Source organism: Bifidobacterium choerinum (genome assembly GCF_002761235.1).
GTDB lineage: Bacteria > Actinomycetota > Actinomycetes > Actinomycetales > Bifidobacteriaceae > Bifidobacterium > Bifidobacterium choerinum.
Map to the genome: position 1 here is coordinate 902,667 of NZ_CP018044.1, position 17,557 is coordinate 920,223.

Annotated in this window: 14 protein-coding genes and 1 other RNA gene; 11 read left to right on the forward strand and 4 right to left on the reverse strand. The window is 66.5% G+C overall.

All coding sequences use genetic code 11. The features are described 5' to 3' along the window. Positions 1–12: 12 nt before the first annotated feature. A complete protein-coding gene (locus BcFMB_RS03480; RefSeq protein WP_024541653.1) occupies positions 13–2,322 on the reverse strand; it encodes a transglycosylase domain-containing protein in 2,310 nt (769 codons plus the stop codon). Between the two features lie 200 nt (positions 2,323–2,522). Between BcFMB_RS03480 and BcFMB_RS03485 the strand changes: the two genes are divergently transcribed. The 11 genes from BcFMB_RS03485 (at position 2,523) to BcFMB_RS03535 (ending at position 14,870) form a co-directional block, all read left to right on the forward strand. Continuing rightward, positions 2,523–3,665, forward strand: coding sequence for an inositol-3-phosphate synthase (locus BcFMB_RS03485; protein WP_024541652.1), 1,143 nt, complete (start codon positions 2,523–2,525; stop codon positions 3,663–3,665). Positions 3,666–3,785: 120 nt separating this feature from the next. Continuing rightward, positions 3,786–3,882: signal recognition particle sRNA small type (gene ffs, locus BcFMB_RS03490), an RNA gene on the forward strand. Between the two features lie 41 nt (positions 3,883–3,923). Then, on the forward strand, positions 3,924–5,030 hold the full coding sequence (locus BcFMB_RS03495) for a phosphatase PAP2 family protein (RefSeq protein WP_024541651.1): 1,107 nt from the start codon (positions 3,924–3,926) through the stop codon (positions 5,028–5,030). A 106-nt stretch (positions 5,031–5,136) separates the two neighbouring features. Next, entirely contained in the window at positions 5,137–8,031 is a 2,895-nt protein-coding gene (gene topA, locus BcFMB_RS03500; RefSeq protein WP_099721070.1) for a type I DNA topoisomerase, read from the forward strand. Positions 8,032–8,045: 14 nt separating this feature from the next. Then, on the forward strand, positions 8,046–8,663 hold the full coding sequence (tmk, locus tag BcFMB_RS03505; RefSeq protein ID WP_099721071.1) for a dTMP kinase: 618 nt from the start codon (positions 8,046–8,048) through the stop codon (positions 8,661–8,663). A 6-nt stretch (positions 8,664–8,669) separates the two neighbouring features. Beyond that, a complete protein-coding gene (locus BcFMB_RS03510) occupies positions 8,670–9,824 on the forward strand; it encodes a DNA polymerase III subunit delta' (protein WP_024541648.1) in 1,155 nt (384 codons plus the stop codon). 91 nt (positions 9,825–9,915) lie between these two features. Then, complete coding sequence (locus BcFMB_RS03515; RefSeq protein ID WP_024541647.1) at positions 9,916–10,470, forward strand: YbhB/YbcL family Raf kinase inhibitor-like protein; 555 nt, start codon at positions 9,916–9,918, stop codon at positions 10,468–10,470. Between the two features lie 214 nt (positions 10,471–10,684). Continuing rightward, positions 10,685–12,310 (forward strand): C69 family dipeptidase, encoded by a 1,626-nt coding sequence (locus BcFMB_RS03520; protein ID WP_024541646.1) that lies wholly within the window; start codon positions 10,685–10,687, stop codon positions 12,308–12,310. A gap of 164 nt (positions 12,311–12,474) precedes the next feature. Then, positions 12,475–13,992 (forward strand): formate--tetrahydrofolate ligase, encoded by a 1,518-nt coding sequence (locus BcFMB_RS03525; protein ID WP_024541645.1) that lies wholly within the window; start codon positions 12,475–12,477, stop codon positions 13,990–13,992. Between the two features lie 306 nt (positions 13,993–14,298). Continuing rightward, a complete protein-coding gene (locus tag BcFMB_RS03530; RefSeq protein WP_198405440.1) occupies positions 14,299–14,520 on the forward strand; it encodes a hypothetical protein in 222 nt (73 codons plus the stop codon). Then, positions 14,517–14,870: a hypothetical protein gene (locus BcFMB_RS03535; RefSeq protein WP_029675766.1), complete on the forward strand. Its 354-nt coding sequence runs from the start codon at positions 14,517–14,519 to the stop codon at positions 14,868–14,870. Before BcFMB_RS03530 ends, BcFMB_RS03535 begins: the two co-directional genes overlap by 4 nt. 103 nt (positions 14,871–14,973) lie before the next feature. On the opposite strand, the gene BcFMB_RS03540 is transcribed toward BcFMB_RS03535, so the two are convergent. From BcFMB_RS03540 to BcFMB_RS03550, 3 genes are all read right to left on the reverse strand, one after another. After that, entirely contained in the window at positions 14,974–15,321 is a 348-nt protein-coding gene (locus BcFMB_RS03540) for a phenylpyruvate tautomerase MIF-related protein (RefSeq protein WP_099721073.1), read from the reverse strand. Between the two features lie 225 nt (positions 15,322–15,546). After that, a complete protein-coding gene (locus tag BcFMB_RS03545) occupies positions 15,547–16,104 on the reverse strand; it encodes a GtrA family protein (protein WP_024541641.1) in 558 nt (185 codons plus the stop codon). A 508-nt stretch (positions 16,105–16,612) separates the two neighbouring features. Then, positions 16,613–17,554, reverse strand: coding sequence for a hypothetical protein (locus BcFMB_RS03550; RefSeq protein ID WP_099721075.1), 942 nt, complete (start codon positions 17,552–17,554; stop codon positions 16,613–16,615). Positions 17,555–17,557: the final 3 nt, after the last annotated feature.

Here is a 17,557-nt window from a genome sequence, read left to right on the forward strand (position 1 = left end):
ACCGCCGTGCCGCTACTGTCCTGCCGGCTGCTGCGGCTCACCCGTCGGCTGCGTGGCCGGTTCGGTCGGCTCGGCCGGCGTGTTCGGCTGCGTCGGCTGTGTCGGCTGCGGCTGCGGCTGCGTCGTCTGCTCCGGCTGTTGCGGCTTGCTCGTCGGCTTGTCGTTCGGCGTCGCCGACGACGATGCGTTCGGCGACGGCGATTCGCTTGCCGATGCCGATTCGCTCGGCGACGCGCTCGGCGTGAGCGTGTTCTGTCCCTGGTTCGTCGCCGGCGCGCGCGATCCGCCCAGACCCCAGTCGCCGTTCGGGCCGCCGATCACGCCGTCGTCGACGGCGGCCGGGAACTGCTCGACCGGCATGTCGGCGACGGCCGTCGACATGAACTCGGCGAACAGATGCGCCGGATAGCCGGTCGACGAGACGCCGTAGCCGGCGAAGGACGGCACGACGAGGTTCTCGCCGTTCTCGCCCGGATTCCAGATCGCCCAGACGTTCATCAGCTGCGGCGTGTAGCCGACGAAGCTCGCCGCCGTCTCGTCGTTCGCGGTGCCGGATTTGCCGGCGACCGGGCGGCCGAGCTGCGAGGAGACGCCGGCGGCGGTGCCGTAGGTCGTCGTGCCGAGCATCGCGTGCTGCGTGAGCGCGCAGTCGTTCTCGTCGAAGACCTTCTTCGGCGCCGGATTCGCCTTGTACATGTCCTTGTCGGCCTTCGTGACGCGGTCGACGATGTGCAGCGTGTTCTTCGTGCCGTTGTTCGCGATCGTCGAGTGGCCCTGTGCAAGGTCCCAGACGGTCAGCGAGTTGATGCCGAGGATGTTGTAGAGCGTGTCCTCCTGGATGTCGCCGGTGATGCCGGCGTCATGCGCGATCTGCGCGTAGCGTTTCGGCGTCAGATGTTCGTTGACGTTCATGAACACGGTGTTCACCGAGTTCGCCGTCGCCTGGTTGAGGTTGATCGTGCCCCAGCTGATGCCGAGCGCGTTCGGCACCTCCGCGAAGGTGCCCGGCGTCGTCTCGAAGCGTTCCGGCGAGTTGCCGTTGAACAGCGTCGAGAAGCTCACGTCGTCCTGCGCTGCGCCGATGAGTCCGAAGGGCTTCATCGTTGATCCCGGTTGGAACGTCGACTGCGTCGCGTTGTTGAGCTGCTGCTTGAGATAGTCCTGCCCCGCGTACATCGCACGCACCGATCCGCTGCTCTGGTCGACGGCGAGGCCGCCCACCTGCAATGTCTCCGGCATGCCTTCGGGCCGTTCGTCGCCGACCTGCTGGATGCGGTCCTGCATCGCCTTGTCGAGCGTCGTGACGACCTTGTAGCCGCCGGTCTCCAATTCGTCCTTCGTGAACGCCTTGTTGCTCGTCAGCTCCGTCTCGACCGTCGACAGGATGTAGCCGGTCGATCCCGCGTAGTCGTTGCTCGGGATGTACTCCTTGACTTCGGGGAACTTCGCGTCGGCGGCCTGCTGGGCGGTCAGGTAGCCGTCTTCCTGCATGATGCCGACGACGCGCTCGAAGCGCTTCTCCGCCTGCTTCGGGTTGACGGCCGGATCCCAGGTGCTCGGTGCCGGGATGATGCCGGCGATCATCGCGGCTTCGGAGGGCGTGAGGTCCTTCGCGTCCTTGCCGAAGTACGCCTGGGCGGCGGCTTGGATGCCGTAGGCGCCGCGGCCCAGATAGATCGTGTTCATGTAGTTGCACAGCACCTCGGACTTGTCCTGCGAGTTCGCGATCTTCATCGCGAGGATCGCCTCGCGGATCTTGCCGGCGTAGGACGTCGTCTCGCCCAGATAATAGCGCTCCGCATACTGCTGCGTGATCGTCGAGCCGCCCTGGCGCGTGCCCTTCGTCAGGTTGTTGTACAGCGCGCGCGCCATGCCGGTGATGTCGATGCCCTTGTTCGTCCAGAACGAACGGTCCTCGGAGGCGACGATCGCGTTGCCGACGTAGTCGGGCAGCGTCGAGCAGTTGACGATCTCGCGGTTCTGCTCGGAGAACGAGCCGATCGGCGTCGTGCCGTCGTTGTAGTAGACGGTCGTCTTCTCGGCGAGCGCGACCTTCTCCGGCTGCGGGATGTCGGTCGTCGCGTACAGGTAGGCGAACAGGCCGATGCCGAGGACGAGGATGCCGCCGATGACGCCGAGCAGGATCTTCCACCACAGTCCCTTGTGTTTCTTCTGCGGGTCCTTCTTGTTCTTCGGCGCGCGATGGTTCCTGCGTGCGCCGGCGCTGCCCGCCGATGTCTTTCTTGCGTCCGCGGCGCCGTGCGACGCCCTGTGCGCGCCGCCCGACGCGCCCGAACGTACGGTACGTGTCTGTGAAGCCATGACGTCCACGGTAATCGGCGTACCTGAAAAACCGCCGACGCTTCGCCGAGGGGCGCATCGGCCGCCGTGACTACGCCGGCGTAGGTTTTCCTGCATACACGGTAACGTTAGTGTCTTGAAGTTCCTTTGGCAGGCCGCCGCGGGCAATGCGCGGTATGCTGAAAGGCGAACAACGCACGCAACTAGAGGAGTCATTTTTCATGAGCATTCGCGTGGCTATCGCCGGTGTGGGCAATTGCGCCTCGTCACTGGTGCAGGGTGTCGAGTACTACAAGGACACCAAGGATGAGGACAAGATCCCTGGACTGATGCACAACAACTTCGGCGGCTACCGCGTGCGCGACATCGAGTTCGTCACCGCGTTCGACGTCGACGCCGACAAGGTCGGCAAGGACCTGTCCGAGGCGATCTTCTCGTCGCAGAACAACACGATCAAGTTCTCCGACGTCCCGAACCTGGGCGTCGAGGTGCTGCGCGGACCGACGCTCGACGGTCTGGGCGAGTACTACCGCGAGATGATCGAGGAGTCGGACAAGGAGCCGGTCGACGTCGCCCAGGTGCTGCGCGACAACAAGGTCGACGTCCTCGTCTCCTACCTGCCGGTCGGCTCCGAAGAGGCCGACAAGGCGTATGCGCAGGCCGCGATGGACGCCGGCTGCGCGTTCGTCAACTGCCTGCCGGTGTTCATCGCCTCCGACCCGGAGTGGGCGCAGAAGTTCCGTGACGCCGGCGTCCCGATCATCGGTGACGACATCAAGAGCCAGGTCGGCGCGACGATCACGCACCGTGTGCTCGCACGTCTGTTCGAGGACCGCGGCGTGCATCTCGACCGCACCTACCAGCTCAACGTCGGCGGCAACATGGACTTCATGAACATGCTGCAGCGTTCGCGCCTCGAGTCGAAGAAGATCTCGAAGACGCGCGCCGTCACGTCGATCGTCCCCCACGAGATGGATCCGTACAACGTCCATATCGGCCCGTCCGACTACGTCGCATGGCTCGACGACCGCAAGTTCGCGTTTGTCCGCCTCGAGGGCACGACCTTCGGCGACGTCCCGCTGAACCTCGAGTACAAGCTCGAGGTGTGGGATTCGCCGAACTCGGCCGGCATCGTCATCGACGCCGTGCGCGCCGCGAAGATCGCGCTCGACCGCGGCCTCGCCGGCCCGGTGCTCGCGCCGTCCTCCTACTTCATGAAGTCCCCGGCCGTCCAGCATGAGGACAACGAGGCCCGCCGCCTCGTCGAGGAGTTCATCGCCGGCAAGGTCGAGGCCAACGAGGCCGAGCTCGACGCCGACGTCGCCAAGGCGAAGGCCGACGGCAAGGACGTCTGGAAGGCCTGAGCCTCCACGACGCCGCCGTCCGGCATGACGAAGGCCGCCCGTGTCCCTCGTGACATGGGCGGCCTTCGTCATACCGGCGCCATGCCGTGTGTTGCGGTGTCGGGGCATGGTGTACACTGATGAATGCCTCCGCGTGGCACTACGTCACCCAATCCCCCCAGGGCAGGAATGCAGCAAGGGTAAGTGGCCTCTGGTGGGTGCGTGGAGGTTTTTCCATACCCGCCGACGTTCTTCCGTACTTGCGTTACAGTCGGTAGCATGACCGAGCACACACACGACACCCCATCCACGCGTCCCGACGACGCCGCGCAGCCGTCCGCCGACGCGACGCACTGGTCCGCGCTCGAGAAGACGGAACGTCCCGCGCCGCAGCCGGTGCCGCAGGACGGCCCGGGGAAGCCGCACGAGGAGGACGTCCTCGCGCGCGACATGCGCTCCAAGCTCGCGCAGCTCGACCCGCTCACATTGCGTCCGCGCACGTCGAGCGTCGTGCTGTGCATCGTCTTCGGCGTCGTCTTCCTCATGATCGCGGCCGCCGTCTACTGGCTCGGGGTGCGCACCGTCGCCGGGCAGACCTTCGAGGACCTCGTGATCGTCAACTACGCGTCGATGATGCCGTCGTGGCTCAGCCTCGGCCATCTGCAGTCGCCGATCATCATCGGCGTCGCGCTCGCCTTCGGCGTCGCGGCCTTCGTCGTCGCCGCGCTGCGCCGCCGCTGGTGGCTCATCGGGCAGCTCGCCGCCTACAGCGCCGTCTGCTTCGCCGCCGCGAAGCTGCTCAAGCCGTATCTGCCGCGGCCGTTCCTCGTCTACATCGAATCGTCGGCGAACAATTCGGCGCCGTCGGGGCACACGATGCTCGCGGCGGCCGCCGGACTCGTGCTGCTGTGCGCGGTGCCGCACGCATGGCGCGCCGTATGCGCCGTGCTGTCGACGATCTGCACGATCGCCGTCGGCGTGTCGGTCGTCTTCGACCAGTGGCACCGGCCGAGCGACGTATTGATGGCGATGTTCGTCGCCGGCGGCCTGATGATGCTCATGTTGGCGTGCACGCGCGCGTCGGGCATGGACCGGCCGGGCGACCGCGTCTCGTCGCCGTCGATCCAGCTCGTCGCGACCGCGTTGATCACGCTCGGGCTGTGCGCGGCCGCCTACGGCGCCTACGTCATCTGGCAGGTGCAGCCGGGACTCGAATCCTCGGCCGGCTGGGCGGCGTCGGGATCGTGCGCGGCGACGACGGCGCTCGTCTTCGGCTGCGCCGCCCTCGTCAACGGCATGGTGCTGATGATGCGCCAGCTGACGGCCGCGCCGCTGACGAAGCTCGGGCTCATCGGCGCGCCGCCGTTGCCGCCCAAGGCGAAATGAGCGCCGCCGAAACGCCCGGCGCGTTGCCGTCGGCGCCGCCCGGGCGTACATGATTGAGCAGCCCGTGAGTAATATGGCGTGCGAATACCGCATGTAAGGAGAAATCATGACTGCAGGCAGCAAGCTCGTGATCGTCGAGTCCCCGGCGAAGGCGAAGAAGATCGGCGGCTACCTCGGGGATGGATACACCGTGCTCGCTTCGGTGGGCCATATCCGCGACCTTGCCCAGCCGAGTCAGGTTCCCGCCGACCAGAAGGCGCGCTTCGGCAAGTTCGGCGTCGATGTGGACGACGGCTTCAAGCCGTACTACGTCGTCGGCGCCGACAAGAAGAAGACGGTCGCCGAATTGCGCGCCGCGCTCAAGGACGCCGACGAGCTCTTCCTCGCGACCGATGAGGACCGCGAAGGCGAGGCGATCGCCTGGCATCTCGTGCAGACGCTCAAGCCGAAGGTGCCGGTCAAGCGTATGGTGTTCCACGAGATCACGCCCGAGGCGATCCGCGCATCGCTCGAACATACGCGCGAGGTCGACGGCCACATGGTCGACGCGCAGGAGACGCGCCGTGTCCTCGACCGCCTCTACGGCTATGAACTGTCGCCGGTGCTGTGGCGCAAGGTCGGCCCGGGACTGTCCGCAGGCCGCGTGCAGTCGGTCGCCACACGTCTGATCGTCGAACGCGAACGCGAACGCATGGCCTTCGTGCGCGCGCCGTACTGGGACGTCGTCGCGCAGCTGCAGGCGCCGGACGCGCTCGGCGCCGACGTCGCCTTCGACGCGCGCCTGACCGCCGTCGACGGCCATCGCGTCGCCGGATCGAAGGACTTCACGTCGCGCGGCGAACTCACCGAGGCCGCGCGCAGGGACGGCGTGCGGCAGCTGGGCCAGGCCGATGCCGACGCGATCGCCGCCGCGCTCGCGTCCGCTCCGTTCCGCGTCGCCGACGTCGAGGAGAAGCCGTACCGCCGCCGTCCACAGCCGCCGTTCACGACGTCGACGATGCAGCAGGCCGCCGGCAACCGTCTCGGCATGTCGTCGAGGCAGACGATGCGCGCCGCGCAGACGCTGTACGAGAACGGCTACATCACCTATATGCGTACCGATTCGGTCACGCTCAGCCAGGAGGCGATCCACGCCGCGCGCGAATCGGTCGCGCGCGAGTTCGGCGAGCGGTATCTGTCCGACGGCCCCAAGCAGTACGCGACGAAGACGGCCGGCGCGCAGGAGGCGCACGAATGCATCCGACCCGCCGGCTCGCACTTCCGCGACCCGGCGCAACTCGCCGGTTCGCTGCCGCCGGACCAGCTCAGGCTGTACACGCTCATCTGGCAGCGCACGCTCGCCTCGCAGATGGCCGACGCAACCGGTTCGACGGCCACGGCGCGCTTCGTCGCCGACGCCGGCGACCGCGGCGAGACGACGTTCCAGGCCTCCGGCACCGTCATCGAGTTCCCCGGCTTCCTGCGCGTGCTCGGCGAGCACCGCAAGGGCGCGAAGGACGACGAGACGTCGCTGCCGCCGATGGCCGCCGGCGACGTGCTGCAGGCGCGCGACGTGAAGGCGGACGGCCATGAGACGCAGCCGCCGGCGCGCTACACCGAGGCGTCGCTCGTCAAGACGCTCGAGGCGAAGGAGATCGGACGACCCTCCACCTATGCGAGCATCATCTCGACGATCATCGACAGGAAATACGTGTACGAGCGCGGCCGCGCGCTCATCCCGTCGTGGCTCGCGTTCGCCGTGACGAAGCTGCTCGAGACGAAGTTCCCCAAGTACGTCGACTATCAGTTCACGGCGGACATGGAGAACGGCCTCGATGAGATCGCGCACGGCAGGGACACCGGCCGTGACTGGCTCACCGCCTTCTACTTCGGCACCGGCAAGGACGCGGCGAAGAACGCCGACGAAGTGCACGAAGGCCTGCAGCAGCAGGTCGCGCAGCTCGGCGAGATCGACGCGCGTGCGATCAACACGATCGAGATCGGCGACGGCATCAACGTGCGCGTCGGCCGCTACGGCCCGTATCTCGAGGACACGAAACACCTCGACGACAAGGGCAACCCGAAGCATGCGTCGATCCCGGATACGCTCGCGCCGGACGAGCTCACCGTCGCCGAGGCGCACCGGCTCATCGACGAGAACGCCGGCGGCCCGCGCGTGCTCGGCACCGACCCGGCGACCGGCGGCACCGTCGAACTGCGCAACGGCCGCTTCGGCCCGTACATCGCACTCGTCGAGCCGGGCTCGGACGCGCGTCCGAAGATGGCGTCGCTGTTCAAGTCGATGACGCCGGAGACGATTACGCTCGCCGACGCGCTCAGGCTGCTGAGCCTGCCACGCCTCGTCGCGTCCTATGATGAGACCGACGAGAAGACCGGCGAGACCGGCACGACGAAGATCCTCGCGAACAACGGCCGCTACGGCCCGTATCTGACGCGCGAACGCGCCGACGGCTCGAGCGAGACGCGTTCGCTCGAGAACGAGGACATGATCTTCACGGTGACCGAACAGCAGGCGCGCGACTTGTTCGCGCAGCCGAAGTACGGCCGCGGCAGGCGTGCCGCGAAGCCGCCGCTGCGCGAGCTCGGCAACGACCCGACGACGAACAAGCCGGTGACGATCAAGGAAGGCTTCTACGGCGCCTACATCACCGACGGCGAGACGAACCGTTCGCTGCCCAAGCAGTACGACCCGAAGACGATTTCTGCCGAGGACGCGTTCCGTCTGCTCGCCGAGAAGCGTGCGGCCGGCCCGGCCAAGCGCCGCGGCCGCAAGACGAAGACGGCGAAGGCCGCGAAACCGGCGAAGACGGTGAGCCCCGCGCAGGCCGCCCGCGAGGAGCGCCGCAGGAAGGTACGCGAATTCGCCGATCTGGGGTGGCCGAACGCGCGCATCGCACGCGAGATCGGTTCGACGCCCGCGACGATCAAGTCGGACCTCGACTATCTGACCGAACACGAAGGCTACGTGCGTCCGGCGGTCGTGCCGAGGACGAAGCGCTGAACGGCAGGACGACGATGACAGGGCAGGGATTGTTCGTCTCCTTCGAGGGCGTCGACGGCGCCGGCAAGACGACGCAGGCCAACCGTCTCGCCGACTATTGGCGCGCGCGGGGCAGGGAGGCGGTCGTCACGCGTGAGCCGGGCGGCACGTCGCTCGGCGTCGAGATCCGCCGGCTGCTGCTGCACGGCGACGAGCCGATCGCGGCGCGCGCCGAGGCGCTGCTGTTCGCCGCCGACCGCGCGCAGCACGTCGCCGAGACGATCCGTCCGGCGCTCGAGCGCGGCGCGATCGTCATCACCGACCGCTATCTCGATTCGTCGCTTGCCTATCAGGCGGGCGGTCGTGAACTGACGTCCGACGAGATCCGCGGACTGAGCATGTGGGCGACCGGCGGCCTGCTGCCGCGGCGCACCTATCTGCTCGACATCGATCCGGCGTGCGCGCACCGGCGGCTCACGCACGCCGAGGACCGCATCGAATCGGCCGGCGACGACTTCCAGCGGCGCACCAGGCGCGCGTTCCTCGACCTCGCCGAGCGCGACCCCGAACGATTCCTCGTGCTCGACGCGTCGGCGCCGGCCGACGACATCGCGCAGACGATTTGCCAAGACAGCGCGAATCTGGTTGGGTGAGACGTCATGAGCGTATGGGACACCCTCGTGGGGCAGGACCGCGTCGTCGAACAGCTGCGCGCGGCCAGCTGCGGCGACCCGAAGATGCTGGCGCAGTCATGGCTGATCTGCGGACCTCCCGGCTCGGGCCGCTCCAACATGGCGCGCGCCTTCGCGGCCGCGTTGGAGAGTCCCGACCACGGCCTGAACGATGAGCCGACGAAGGCCGTGCGCGAGGTGCTCGCCGGCACGCATCCGGATGTGACGACGTTGGCTACCGACAAGGTGACAATCGGCATCGACGAGGTGCGCGACCTCGTGACGACGGCCGAGCAGATGCCGCGCAGCGGCCCGTGGCGCATCATCATCATCGAGGACGTCGACCGCATGCTCGAACGCACGACGAACGTGCTGCTCAAGGAGATCGAGGAGCCCAGCCCGCACACGATCTGGCTGCTGTGCGCGCCGAGCGCGCAGGACGTGCTGCCGACGATCCGCTCGCGCACCCGCATCGTCAACCTCGGCGTGCCCTCCGACGCGCAGGTCGCGCAGTACCTCGAGCAGCGGCACGACGTCGGCCACAACCTCGCGATGCGCGCCGCGCGCCTCGCCGAAGGGCATATCGGCGTCGCGACGCTGTACGCGACCGATTCGCAGGTGCTCGCCGACCGCGACGAACTCGTCGTCGGCGTCCTCGGGCTGCGCCGCACGTCGCAGGCGATACTGCTCGCCGGCTCCCTGCTCGACAGCGCGAAAGCGCAGGCCGCCGCCGACGTGGCGAAGCGCGGCGACAAAGCGCGCGCCGAATTCCTCCGCCTCAACGGCCTGCAGGAGGGAGACCGCGTGCCGCCGTCGCTGCGCCCCGCGTACAACGCGCTGACGAAGGCCGACGACGTCAAACGGCAGACGACGCGCCGCACGCGCGACGTGCTCGACCGCGCGCTCAACTCGGTTGCGAGCATCTACCGCGACGTCGCCGTCCTGCAGAACGACGCCGAGGAATCGGTCGGTCTCGTCAACGTCGAGAACCGCCGCGCGATCGCCGACCTGAGCGCGCGGCTGCGCCGGGAGCGCACGATTCGCTGTCTCGACGAGATCAACGTCGCGCGCCGCCGCCTGTTCGGCAACGGCAACGCGCTGCTCGTCTTCGAGGCGCTGTTCTGCGCGCTCGCCGAGGCCTGAGCGGCCGCGCGGCCGCCGGAGAGTATTCGCGACGCGCGATATATCCGGTCATGCGCCGGCATGCGCGCCGCCGATGCGCGATACTAAAGACATGCTAGTTTCCGCAGATTTCACCACCGTGCCGGACCTCTACGCCAAGAAGGCGCCCGATGACGCCCGCGTGGACGGTGTGCCGTGCATCTCCTTCCCCTTCTACATCGACCATCTCAATCCGGCCGTCAAGTACCTGCACTGGGAGTTCAGCGACCCCGATTCGATTCCGGTGTGCGGATTCGAATGGATCCACTGGACGATGGCGAACCTGCCGGTCGACGCGATCATGTTCGACCCGTCCGACGCGCATGCGCTGCAGATTCCCGCCGATTTCTCACGCAAGGTCAACGCGATGATCCCGGAGGCGGCGCAGGGACGCAATTCGCAGGCTTCGCCGCTCTACGGCCAGGACCAGCAGAACCTGCAGCTCGTCGCGCACTACACCGGTCCGCAGCCGCCGGACCAGGACCATCGCTACGTGCTGCAGCTATGGGGCACGACCGAGCCGATCGCGGGACTCGAGCAGGGCTTCTGGCTCAACGCGATGCTGCACGGCCTCGAACATGCGCAGGTCGTCGACGGCGGCGGCATCACACTCGTCGGCAGTTGCTGACGGCTTCACGATGACGGCCGGCGGAGCGATCCGCCGGCCGTCATCGTGATACCCGCGGCAGGGCCACTGTTCGCGTCCGGCGTATCCATATCCCGGCTGGGCCGGGGCAGCGCGCCGCACGGGCCCCTACAATGACCGCATCGGAACATGTCCGCCGCCACCGAAGGCGCAGGCGGACGAAGCAGACACAACCAACAGGAGACATGGGAACAATATGAGCTGTACAACGCTGCTTGTCGGCAAGGACGCAAGCTACGACGGATCGACGATCATCGCGCGCAACGAGGACAGCTGCAACGGGGAGTTCGACCCGAAGCAGTTCGTCATCGTCAGGCCGGAGGACCAGCCGCGCCACTACAAGTCGGTGCTCTCGCACGTCGAGATCGATCTGCCCGACGACCCGCTGCAGTATTCGAGCGTGCCGAACGCGATCCGCAAGAGCGGCATCTGGGGCGAGGCCGGCGTCAACGAGGCGAACGTCGCGATGAGCGCCACCGAGACGCTGACGACGAACGAACGCGTGCTCGGCGCCGACCCGCTCGTCGAGTTCGCGCCGGCGATCGGCAAGCCGGGCGACGACGACTACGAACCCGAGGTCGCCGGCGGCATCGGCGAGGAGGACTTCGTCACGATCGTGCTGCCGTACATCAAGACGGCGCGCGAGGGCGTCGCGCGCCTCGGCGCGCTGCTCGAGCAGTACGGCACCTACGAGATGAACGGCGTCGCGTTCAGCGACGTCAACGAGATCTGGTGGCTCGAGACGGTCGGCGGCCATCATTGGATCGCGCGCCGTGTGCCCGACGACTGCTATGTGACGATGCCGAACCAGCTGGGCATCGACGAATTCGATCTCGACGACGCGCTCGGCAAGCAATGCGATTACATGTGCTCCGCCGACCTCGACGACTTCATCGAAGGCAACCATTTGAGCCTCGCCGTCGAAGGCGCGTCGCCGTTCTCGCCGCGTGACGCCTTCGGCTCGCATTCCGACTCCGACCACGTCTACAACACGCCGCGTGCATGGTACATGCAGCGCTACTTCAATCCGCTCGACGAGGTCTGGGACGGCCCGGACGCCGACCACAAGCCGGACGCCGACGACATCCCGTGGTGCCGCCAGCCGGACCGCAAGATCACGATGGAGGACGTCAAGTACATCCTGAGCTCGCACTACCAGGAGACGCCCTTCGACCCGTACGGCACGGGCGGCGACGACATGTCGCGCACGCGCTTCCGCCCGATCGGCATCAACCGCACGAACCATCTCGCCGCGATGCAGATCCGTCCATACCGCCCGCAGGTCAACCGCGCCGTGCAGTGGATCGCCTACGGCTCGAACCCCTTCAACGCGATGGTCCCGTTCTTCCCGAACGTCGACGACACGCCCGCCTATCTGCGCGACACGACGGCGCGCGTGACGTCGGAGAACTTCTACTGGGCGAACCGCATCATCGGCGTGCTGTGCGACGCGCAGCACGCGCAGACGATGTCCGCCGTCGAGAACTACCAGCTGAAGGTCGGCGCGCTTGGCCACGCGATGCTGCGCGCGGCCGACGAGCAGGTGAACCGTCTCGGCGGCGACGCCGTGCTCGAGGCGTCCGCCCGCGAACACGAATACGACGACGAATTCGTCGAGGACGAACTCGTCGAGGACGTGCAGCCGATGGAGCCGGACGAGATCATCGAGGCCGTGCGCAACCCCGAGGTGCGCGACGTGCTCGCGACGGCGAACGAGGACCTCGCACGCCAGCTCAAGAAGGAGACCGAGAAGCTGCTCGACACGGCGCTGTACACGTCGAGCCTCGCGATGAAGAACCACTTCGCGATGTCCGACAACTGATCCGTCTGATTCGCCGCGCCCATCGCGCTATGACCCGAAGCCGGCGCGCAGGCCCCCGCCTGCGCGCCGGCTTTCGTCGTTCGCATCGTGATGGGGGATGTCTCGCGGCCATAGCGTGCTGATATGTTGGAACAGGCAGCTCAAACACCGGAAAGGAACGTGTAGTGTCGCTCATCGAGAATTTCACCAAGCCTTACGGACTGGTCGACAAGATCGACGCATTCGGCTATCTCGACTCCCTTAAGAACAACCCCGACGCGCCGCGCAAGCACGGCAAGGTCGTCCTCGTCACCGCGGACACACCGCTCAAGGCGTCGCGCGGCGAAGGCAAGACGACGACGACGATCGCGCTCATCGACGCGCTCAACGCGCGCGGCATCGACGCGGCCGCCGTGCTGCGCCAGCCGAGCATGGGCATCACGGCCGCCGGTTCGAAGGGCGGCGCCTCCGGTGGCGGCAAGGCGTCGCTGACGCATCCCGAACTCATCGACTGGGGTCTGTGCGGCGAGATGGGTGCGATCGAGGCCGCGCAGAACCTGCTCGCGTCGTTCGCCGAGAAGGCCGTCGACGACGGTCTGCTCGACACGGTGATCGTTCCGCGCGTCTCCGAAGTGCCGTCGCGTTCGCTGCGCAGCGTTGTCGTCGACGCCGGCAAGAACGACGTGCACGAGAAGACCGTGCTCACGCCGACCTGCGAGCTGATGCAGATCGTCGTGCTGTCGCGCTCGATGGACGAGATCGCCGAGCGCGTCGCGAAGATGATCGCCGGCACGAAGGACGGCAAGGCCGTGACCTTCGGCGAGTTCATCGACCTGTGGCGCATCACGAACATCCTCGCCGACGCCGTCAAGCCGGCGAAGACCGAGACGAAGAACGGCTCGCCGGTGTACGTGCACGGCGGCCCCTTCGCGAACGTCTCGATCGGCATCCCGTCGCTCGTGTCCGTCGAGATGGCGTGCGCGCTGCACGACGTCGTCATCGTCGAAGCCGGCTACGGCGCCGACGCCGGCGCGCAGAAGTGGCTCGACATCGCCTGCCGCGAATACGGCGCGCAGTGGCCGAGCGCGGCCGTCGTCGTGACGCGCGCCTCCACCTGGCGCGACGACCCGGCGCTGCAGTGGCGTTACCCCTTCCACGTCGAGCGTCTCGAAGGCCTCGGCATCCCGACCTTCCCGCTGATCAACCTGTGGGACGGCGAGGACGACCAGGTGCCAGCGCTGCGTCAGACGGCCGCCGACCTCGGCTTCCGCGCGCCGATCGTCGGCAATCTGTACCGTGACGGCGGCGACGCGCTCGTGCCGCAGCTCGACGCCTTCACCGAAGCCGTGAGTGCCGAGGATGCGCCCGAGACGCCGGCGAGCCACAAGGGCATGCCGCTCGTCGAGAACGTCAAGTGGGTGTGCGAGCACGCCTACGGCGTCCCGTCCGACCGCGTCGTCATGAAGCCCGGCTTCGAGGAGTCGCTCGAGGCCGCGCGGGCGCTCGCCGAGGACGCCGGCGTCGCCTTCGACGATCTCGCGCTCGTCGCCGTGAAGTCGCCGGCGACGATGACCGACAACGACGCCGCGCCGGCCGACGAACGCACGGTGACGCTCAAGAAGGTCGACGTCCACTCCGGCGCCGGCCTCGTCCACGTCAACCTGACGACGTCGCTGACGACGCCGATGCCGAAGATCGTCTAAGGTCATTCGACTCGGCCAGTCGCGCTGAACGCCCCGCGTCATCGGACGCGGGGCGTTCCCATAGGGCGCATGGGTCATCGGCAACGCAAAGGAGGAGGATCCCGGCGTCGAGCTGCCTTCGGCGGGCGGCATCGGGACGCATTGCGCGGCCCTCGGATTCGCGTTCATCGCGGTGGGCATGTGCCTGGCTGTGGTCGTGCAGAAGAACCGCAAACCCGGTGCGCACGCCGTCGTGCGTAGTCGCTGAGTCGGGCGAACGATAAGTCTATTGCACTAGACATAATATGTCTAGTGCAATAGACTTATATGATGACGAAACGCAGAGAGCTTCTGAGGAAAATTCGGCGTGAGGCCCGAAGGCAGGGCCTCTCGTTCGAACGTGACGCGCGCAAAGGCGGCAATCATGAGATATGGAAACTGGACGGGATGACCATCCCGGTACCGAGGCATCATGAGATTGGTGATATCACCGCTATGGGCATCTACAAGGAAGCAGCTGAAAAGCTGGGAAAAGGGTGGTGGCAATGATCTATCAAGTGGATATCGAGCCGGACGGCAAGTACTGGAATATCTCGGTGCCGCAGATCAACCGCGTGACCCAAGCGCGCACTCTGGGCGAGGTGGAATCGATGGCGAAGGATCTCATCTCGATCATGACCGAGGAACGCGATCCGCAAATCGAAGTGCAGATGCATCTGCCAAGCCTCGTGGAGGAGGCGCTGCGGCTGAAGGTGGAAGCGAAGGAGGCGGAGCGGCGCGCGCGCAAATCAATGGCCGGCGCCGTCCATCTACTGCACGATGAGGGAGTGCCGTATCGGGAGATCGGTCAGATTCTGGGCATCAGCCATCAGAGGGCGCAGCAGTTGGCGTCGGCATGACATATGGATAATCGGAGACGCCACCGAATCGATGGGATTCGGCAGCGTCTCTCGTATGCGCTGAGCGTTCGCCGCACGGTGGATGGCGGCGGCGAAGTTCAGATCAGAAGTTGGAGCCGTTCCAACCCCAGTCGGGGGTTGCGGTGTAGCGGATGTAGGTGTGGTCGGCGGGGATCTCGAGCGTGTCCTGCAGCGCATCCATGATCTGCGGCGTGAGCTTCTTCCATGCGCTCGTCGGCACGTTCGAACCGAAGACGTTCACCTCGACGTAGGCGACCGGCGCGGCATCGTCGCCGCCGAAGTACATCGGCACATTGTCCTCGAACATGCACATGAGCCAGCCCTCGGACTTGCCGGGGACGGCGGTGATCGCCTGGCCGAAGATGCGCTTGAGCGTATCGCGCTGCTCCTTCGTCGTCGGGACGGAGACATGGGTGTGAATGACTGGCATAGGGCCTCCTTGATGGGAATCGGCGATCGACTCGGCGGTCGCCGGTCAACGGTGTTCAGTCAGTACCCAGTCTAGGGCAGCTTTGCCGCGTCGTATTCGACTTGCGTCCGATGGCTGAGCGGTTGAATGGAGGTTTGTGGTTGCGGTCAATCGCAAACCTCCGCCGGGAGGGATGCGAATGGCAGTCTGTAATTGGGTTCAACCACCAACCGCCGCCGAAGGGCGTCACTTCCAGCCTTTCGGCGTGTGCCTGATCGACCACATGCCCAGACGGTGCGAGAAGCTCTGCTCCCACTTCGCCTCGAGCTCCTCCTCGGACAGGACGTGGTCGCCGCGGCGTAGGCGGTTCATCGCGTTTGTGTGCGTGTCGTCGAGCAGCCATTTGCGGATGATGAAGTTCCAGATCGCGACGACGACCGTCGAGATCAGCTTGCCGATGTTCGTGCGCAGCAGATACATCGCGTGCTGGCTGATGTAGGCGTCCTTGTTCATGCCGTAGGTGGACAGCCAGATGATGACCATGTTGATGAACAGACCGACGACCGCCGAGAACAGGAAGATCGCCATTTCCATCCACCGTGCCATGTCCGGACGGTGCTTGAAGACGTATTTCATGCTCGCGAAGTAGTTGAAGACGAGCGAAATGAGGAACGAGATCGTCGCCGCGATGACGTTGTGCATATGGAACACGCCGACGAGGAGGTTGAGGATGCCCCAGTCGATCAGGAACGCGATGATGCCGACGACGCCGAATTTCAGGATCTGCTCAATGAGTTTGCGCACACGAACAGTGTACAAGGGGCACGCCCGAAGCAGCCGTGCGGCTGCGGACGCCCGCTCCGCACGGCGTACGCAGCGCGTACTGCCCATGTACTGTCAGCCGTCGTGCGCGCTCGCCCATCATCTGCATCAGTCATGCATATCTCGATAATTTGGGAGAAACTTTGAGTTATGCGTCGTGCACTGCGCAGGCAGACGCCCGGCATGTGCGATGGTGCGCGTTTGGGTGAGCAGATGTGCGATTGGAGAGTCGGCGTGAGCGATATTGTGCGGTTTCGGCATCGTCGGCTGTTACAGTGCCGTGGCTGCCGGTTGCGCGGGCGCATATCTCGATAGTTTGCCCGAGATATCGAGTTATGCGCCCGCGCTCGTGCCCGCACGGGCGGGAGCGCACAAAGCCATGGCGATCAATGACAGGTCCCGCACGTGCTTGCGCGGGTGGGGGATGAGGTCGCCGTCGACGAGGAGGGTGCCCCTGGTCGAGCCGACGAAGATTAACCTATGCGCGCGTCTACAGCTCGACTTCCGGTTTGGACGGATCGTCCTTGACGTGGGCGAACTTCGCGGCGAGCGCCTCCTTGTTCTTGCGTTCGTCCTCCTGACGCGCGCGTTCCTTCGCCTCCTTGGGGTCCCACAGGATGTCCCCGCGGTGCCTGCGCCACTCGGCGCCGGCGATCGGGGCGAGCGCCTGCGCGAGCACCGTTGCCGCGTCGACGGCGTCGTCGTCGCCGTTCGGCGTCGCGTAGGAGGCGACGACGCCGTGGAACTGCTCGGCCGTCAGGCAGATCTGCGGCAGCTGCAGCGTCGCCGCGAAATCGTTGATGAACAGGAAGAACGGCAGTGCGAGCCGTTCGAGGCCGCGCACGCGCTGTTCGGGCGCACCGCCGGCCGTCGGCTCCTCGTCGCCGAGCGCACCGGCGAGCTGCGTCGTCGCGACGCGCATCAGTTCGTTGAGCAGCACGACGACGACGGCGTAGCGCCATGCGATCGATTCGACCTTCGTCTCGGTGCGCGCGGCGACGAAATCCTCGGCGTTGCCGACGGCGGTCGTGACGGCGGTGGAGGTCGCGCCGGACCAGCCGGCGTCGAGCGTGTCGGCGGCGTCGAGCAGTTCGTGCACGTCGTGCGACGACGCGAATCCGGCGAGCGTCTCGATCGCGTCGTTCGCGGCGTTCAACGCGTCCACCGTTTCCTGCGGGCGGCCGGGAATAGAGTCGGCGCCCTCGTAGACGAATTCGGCGTCGGCCATCGGAATTCGCTCGCCGGACATGACCTGCGCGGCGAGACGGCTCAGACGCACTTGCAGGTTCTCGCAGTAGCGCGCGTCATTGTCCATGTGCAGCGCCGACGTCAGCGGCCACAGCTCGGTCAGGTCGGCGGCCGCCTGCGCGGCCTGACGGACGTTCGGCAGCGCGGCGATGCGCTCGACGACCTGGTCGATATCTCCATTCATCGT

Excerpts from the sequence above, each read along its gene's own strand:
- BcFMB_RS03480 (WP_024541653.1), bottom strand. The coding sequence starts at position 2,322 with ATGGCTTCACAGACACGTACCGTACGTTCGGGCGCGTCGGGCGGCGCG.
- BcFMB_RS03485 (WP_024541652.1), top strand. The coding sequence starts at position 2,523 with ATGAGCATTCGCGTGGCTATCGCCGGTGTGGGCAATTGCGCCTCGTCA.
- BcFMB_RS03495 (WP_024541651.1), top strand. The coding sequence starts at position 3,924 with ATGACCGAGCACACACACGACACCCCATCCACGCGTCCCGACGACGCC.
- topA (WP_099721070.1), top strand. The coding sequence starts at position 5,137 with ATGACTGCAGGCAGCAAGCTCGTGATCGTCGAGTCCCCGGCGAAGGCG.
- tmk (WP_099721071.1), top strand. The coding sequence starts at position 8,046 with ATGACAGGGCAGGGATTGTTCGTCTCCTTCGAGGGCGTCGACGGCGCC.
- BcFMB_RS03510 (WP_024541648.1), top strand. The coding sequence starts at position 8,670 with ATGAGCGTATGGGACACCCTCGTGGGGCAGGACCGCGTCGTCGAACAG.
- BcFMB_RS03515 (WP_024541647.1), top strand. The coding sequence starts at position 9,916 with ATGCTAGTTTCCGCAGATTTCACCACCGTGCCGGACCTCTACGCCAAG.
- BcFMB_RS03520 (WP_024541646.1), top strand. The coding sequence starts at position 10,685 with ATGAGCTGTACAACGCTGCTTGTCGGCAAGGACGCAAGCTACGACGGA.
- BcFMB_RS03530 (WP_198405440.1), top strand. The coding sequence starts at position 14,299 with ATGATGACGAAACGCAGAGAGCTTCTGAGGAAAATTCGGCGTGAGGCC.
- BcFMB_RS03535 (WP_029675766.1), top strand. The coding sequence starts at position 14,517 with ATGATCTATCAAGTGGATATCGAGCCGGACGGCAAGTACTGGAATATC.
- BcFMB_RS03540 (WP_099721073.1), bottom strand. The coding sequence starts at position 15,321 with ATGCCAGTCATTCACACCCATGTCTCCGTCCCGACGACGAAGGAGCAG.
- BcFMB_RS03550 (WP_099721075.1), bottom strand. The coding sequence starts at position 17,554 with ATGAATGGAGATATCGACCAGGTCGTCGAGCGCATCGCCGCGCTGCCG.